The 4,565-nt window shown below is 45.3% G+C and carries 4 protein-coding genes, 4 tRNA genes and 1 rRNA gene; 1 reads left to right on the forward strand and 8 read right to left on the reverse strand.

Going from position 1 to position 4,565, the window contains the following annotated elements; all coding sequences use genetic code 11:
- From L5M10_RS23200 to L5M10_RS23220, 5 genes are all read right to left on the reverse strand, one after another.
- The coding region (locus tag L5M10_RS23200) for a GTP-binding protein (protein ID WP_263165002.1) at positions 1–480 on the reverse strand (480 nt) is incomplete at its 3' end.
- A 117-nt stretch (positions 481–597) separates the two neighbouring features.
- Positions 598–673: transfer RNA gene (locus L5M10_RS23205), tRNA-Thr, on the reverse strand.
- 8 nt (positions 674–681) lie between these two features.
- Positions 682–755: transfer RNA gene (locus L5M10_RS23210), tRNA-Gly, on the reverse strand.
- A 38-nt stretch (positions 756–793) separates the two neighbouring features.
- Positions 794–878, reverse strand: a tRNA-Tyr gene (locus L5M10_RS23215).
- 8 nt (positions 879–886) lie between these two features.
- A tRNA-Thr gene (locus tag L5M10_RS23220) sits at positions 887–962 on the reverse strand.
- Positions 963–1,197: 235 nt separating this feature from the next.
- Here L5M10_RS23220 and coaA point away from each other — a divergent pair.
- Positions 1,198–2,148 (forward strand): type I pantothenate kinase, encoded by a 951-nt coding sequence (gene coaA / locus L5M10_RS23225; RefSeq protein ID WP_105251027.1) that lies wholly within the window; start codon positions 1,198–1,200, stop codon positions 2,146–2,148.
- 27 nt (positions 2,149–2,175) lie between these two features.
- On the opposite strand, the gene birA is transcribed toward coaA, so the two are convergent.
- From birA to rrf, 3 genes are all read right to left on the reverse strand, one after another.
- Positions 2,176–3,135, reverse strand: a complete 960-nt coding sequence (gene birA / locus L5M10_RS23230) for a bifunctional biotin--[acetyl-CoA-carboxylase] ligase/biotin operon repressor BirA (protein ID WP_263143557.1) — start codon at positions 3,133–3,135, stop codon at positions 2,176–2,178.
- Positions 3,128–4,153, reverse strand: a complete 1,026-nt coding sequence (gene murB, locus L5M10_RS23235) for a UDP-N-acetylmuramate dehydrogenase (protein WP_263256037.1) — start codon at positions 4,151–4,153, stop codon at positions 3,128–3,130. The genes birA and murB overlap by 8 nt, the downstream gene beginning before the upstream one ends.
- Positions 4,154–4,341: 188 nt before the next feature.
- Positions 4,342–4,457, reverse strand: a 5S ribosomal RNA gene (gene rrf, locus L5M10_RS23240).
- Positions 4,458–4,565: the final 108 nt, after the last annotated feature.

Raw genomic sequence — 4,565 nt, forward strand, 5'->3', positions numbered from 1 at the left:
TTCTGACAGAAGTTCACGCACTTCCATTTCAACCAATTCCAGTAACTCTTCGTCATCTACCATGTCACATTTGTTCATGAACACGATGATGAAAGGTACGCCAACCTGACGAGAAAGCAGGATGTGCTCACGAGTCTGTGGCATTGGACCGTCTGTAGAGGCAACTACTAGAATCGCGCCGTCCATCTGTGCAGCACCAGTGATCATGTTTTTAACATAGTCAGCGTGGCCTGGGCAGTCTACGTGTGCATAGTGACGTGAAGGCGTGTCATATTCGATGTGAGAGGTATTGATCGTAATACCGCGCTCACGCTCTTCTGGAGCGTTATCGATTTGAGAGAAGTCTTTAGCTTCGCCACCGTAGGTCTTAGCCAGTACGTGAGAGATAGCTGCAGTCAGTGTGGTTTTACCATGGTCAACGTGACCAATGGTGCCCACGTTTACATGGGGCTTAATACGTTCAAATTTAGCTTTAGCCATGGTAATGCCTCAGTCCAAGATTCTTGGTGATGAAAACTAGCATATAGAAAAAATCCGATGCATTAAAATGACATCGAACCGATTATGTTTAGGAGTAGGAGCTAAATTTAGAGAGGCTGGTGCTGATAGGCAGATTCGAACTGCCGACCTCACCCTTACCAAGGGTGTGCTCTACCAACTGAGCCATATCAGCAACTAATTTGGAGCGGACAGCGGGAATCGAACCCGCGTTATCAGCTTGGAAGGCTGGAGTAATACCATTATACGATGTCCGCGCAACCTAACTAAGGCTACCTAACTACCTAGAAAAAAGTGGTGGAGGGAGAAGGATTCGAACCTTCGAAGGCTGAGCCGTCAGATTTACAGTCTGATCCCTTTGGCCACTCGGGAACCCCTCCACAGAAAATGGTGCCGGCACCAAGAGTCGAACTCGGGACCTACTGATTACAAGTCAGTTGCTCTACCAACTGAGCTATGCCGGCATTATCATTTCGGAACGGGATATTAGGTAAATGCGCTCCCAAGTGCAAGTAAAAAACGCCTATTTACGTAAAAAAAGCGCTTGAACGGTGTTTTTTTACACGTTATGCAACTTTGACGGCCAATTAAACAGCGAATACATCAAACGGTAACGGAAACACGACTGCAATCACCCATTTAGTATTGTTCCAAATAATCTCATAGTGTACTGTGCCTTTCCTAAGCTGAGGAAAGCCAATGACTTCTAAAAATTCAATTCAAAAAGCACTCTATCTCGCCTTCGAGCGCCTGCAATGGTCTGAGTTACGAGATTCAGTGCCGTTGACACTGAGTGAGCAAGACTTGGAGAACCTTAGAGGCATAAATGAAAAGATTTCCTTATCGGAAGTGACCGATATTTATCTTCCCCTTAGCCGGCTACTGAATTTGATCGTTAAAGCTAAGCAACAACGAGGCTTAGTGGTTGATGAATTCCTCGGTCAAAAACCATCAAAAAGTCCTTACATCATTAGTATTGCTGGTAGTGTCGCCGTCGGGAAAAGCACCACAGCACGTATTTTGCAAGCTTTACTACGACACTGGCCTGAACACCCAAAAGTTGATTTGGTGACAACAGATGGTTTTTTGTATCCTCTGGCGGACTTAAAACGTAAAGGACTATTACAGCGTAAGGGATTTCCAGAAAGTTACGATATGAAAATGCTGGTTGAGTTTATCTCCGCCGTGAAATCCGGTCAGCCACATGTCAAAGCCCCTATCTATTCACACGTCACCTATGACCGCGTTAAGAATCAGCACCAAACGGTTTCTCAACCAGACATCTTAATTTTAGAAGGCTTAAATGTACTACAAACAGGACTCGACTCCCCCGTTGATACTCGTCGTCCTTTCGTCTCCGATTTTGTCGACTTTTCTATTTATGTCGATGCAGAAGAACCTTTGCTAAAACAATGGTATAAAGAACGATTTTTGCAGTTCCGCTCTGGTGCATTCAGTGACAAAAAATCTTATTTTCATCACTATTCGACGCTAACCGATGATGAGGCCAATACGATTGCCGCTAATATTTGGGACACAATCAATGGTCCAAACCTACAACTTAACATTCAACCGACCCGTGAGAGAGCCCATTTGATCCTGCAGAAAGGTCAGGATCATTTGATGTCCCACGTGCTGATGCGCAAATAGCCTTATGTAAAATTGACTCTTGGGTACTTAGCGTGCCCTTAAGCTAATTTCACCGCCGATAAATGCTTGAACACCGTCGGCGGTTTCGAGCAATACCGCACCTTGCTCATCAACGCCTCGACAAATTCCTTCGACAGACTTTTCCCCCATAAGCAAACGTATTTCACGGCCATAAAATAAGTCTGCGGCTTGCCAACGAGTCTTGAATGCAGCTAATCCTTCACGCTCAAATAGCTGAATATCACGCTTAAGCTGCTTATGTAATGCAATAACAAGCGCCGTCTTGTCAGGCATATCGACCAACTCTGACAAATCACTCCAAGGCTGATCGATACCTTTACCTTGCTCCTCGGACATAGCCATATTGACACCAACACCTATGATAAGCTGGCACTGGCTATCAGCCTGACCCGACATCTCAATCAAGATCCCGGCAAGCTTCTTGTTATCCAAATAGATGTCATTGGGCCATTTAACACCAATATTCTCGACGCCAAAAGATTTAAGCACTTCAACCAATGTACAGGCCACCACTAAACTTAATCCCATTGCCTGCGCCATTCCCTGCGGGAAAGTCCAAAACAGCGAGAAATATAAGTGATGCCCATAGGGCGACACCCAAATTCGGCCTCGACGACCACGACCTGCAGATTGATACTCTGCCACACACACATCACCATTCTTCAATTCAGTTGTATGGTCCAGCATAAAGCCGTTAGTGCTTGCTATCTCATCAAAGTAAAAGCAACGGTTATCAATTGATTGCACTAAACGTGAAGCATCAATCAAAGAAATAGGATTCGCTAACTTATAGCCGCGACCTTTGACGCTATAAATTGCCACACCATAGGTTTCTAGCGCATCGATGTGCTTATTCACTGCGGCACGCGAAATCCCAAGTTCAGTGGCTAACTGCTCGCCAGAAACAAATTGCCCGCTAGATAATAAAGCTAATATCTGGCGTTTTCTTCCCCAATGATCAGACATGCAAATCTCCTTCGCCATTAGCCCTGATGATTCTAGGTTCGGCTTCTAGCACGACACCAAATTTATCCCGTACTTGCGCAATAACATGCAGTGCTAGGCGGCAAATATCATGCCCCGTTGCTCCGCCTCGATTCACTAACACTAAGGCTTGCTTGTCATGCACTGCCACATTGCCGAGCACAAAACCTTTCAGTCCCGCTTGTTCAATCAACCAGCCTGCAGCCAATTTCACTGTTGCATCCGCTTGTGCGTAGCCCACTATCGTCGGAAAACGCTGTGCTAAATCTAGATAACAGGCCGCGCTTACAATGGGGTTTTTAAAGAAACTGCCTGCATTGCCAAGCACCGCGGGATCAGGAAGCTTTTCACTTCGTACTTGGCATACGCGCTCAAAAATCTCATGCGCTGTAACGGTTGCAGGATCAAACGATTGTAATGGGCCATAGGCCAAACGCGGTTGCCAACGTTTAGCTAAGCGCAGTCCAACAGCGGTGACTACAGCGAGATTGCGCAATTTGTCTTTGAAAATAGACTCACGGTAAGCAAATTGACACTCAGCTGTGCTGATGCGCACAAACTCACCTGAGGGTAAATCAAGATACTCAACCCAATCACACACATCACATAGTTCAACACCATAAGCGCCAATATTCTGAATAGGTGCTGCGCCAACCGTCCCAGGAATTAATGCCATATTCTCCAGCCCAAATATGCCATGCTCGAGCGTAAACTGAATTAACTCGTGCCAATTCTCACCCGCCTCAACATCGAGATAAAATGCTTCTGTGTCTTCAGATACTTTTATTCCTTTCGATAAAATCCTGACAACTGTGCCGTTAAAGTCCTCCGTAAAGACCAGATTGCTACCGCCACCAAGCACCAACATAGGCAATTGCTGTTGCCATAGTGGCACACATATCGCCTTAACAGCTTCTTTTGAGTGCGCCTCAACAAGATCCGCGCAAGACTGGGCTAAACCAAAGGAATTAAATGATTGAAGGCTATGAGATAGAGACATTTGTTTGTTCAATGGCGACAAAAACGTATTGTAACTGCTAAAAGCGAGGATTGCAGCTCATGCTAGAGAAGATGGCTGGATGAAGAACAGAGAGAAAAGCAGGAAAATCACTCCAATTAACAAATTATAGACGCAAAAAAGCCAGCTTATTCAGCTGGCTTGGTTACATCTCAATGAGATAATTAGGCGCTTGGCGATGACCTACTCTCACATGGGGAGACCCCACACTACCATCGGCGCGTTTGCGTTTCACTTCTGAGTTCGGGATGGGATCAGGTGGTTCCACAAGGCTATTGTCACCAAGCAAATTCTGTTTATTACCGTGTCCATCTCTGGACCACGTTAATAATAATTCGGAAAGCTGATTTGCTTTTTGAGTCCACACTTCATTAAGTGTTTATATTCTGTCTAA

This window comes from Shewanella sp. SM32, from assembly GCF_025654235.1.
Taxonomy (GTDB): Bacteria; Pseudomonadota; Gammaproteobacteria; order Enterobacterales; family Shewanellaceae; genus Shewanella; species Shewanella oncorhynchi.

Bases quoted from the DNA above. Each gene is read 5' to 3' on its own strand.
- coaA (WP_105251027.1), top strand. From the start codon at position 1,198: ATGACTTCTAAAAATTCAATTCAAAAAGCACTCTATCTCGCCTTCGAG.
- birA (WP_263143557.1), bottom strand. From the start codon at position 3,135: ATGTCTGATCATTGGGGAAGAAAACGCCAGATATTAGCTTTATTATCT.
- murB (WP_263256037.1), bottom strand. From the start codon at position 4,153: ATGTCTCTATCTCATAGCCTTCAATCATTTAATTCCTTTGGTTTAGCC.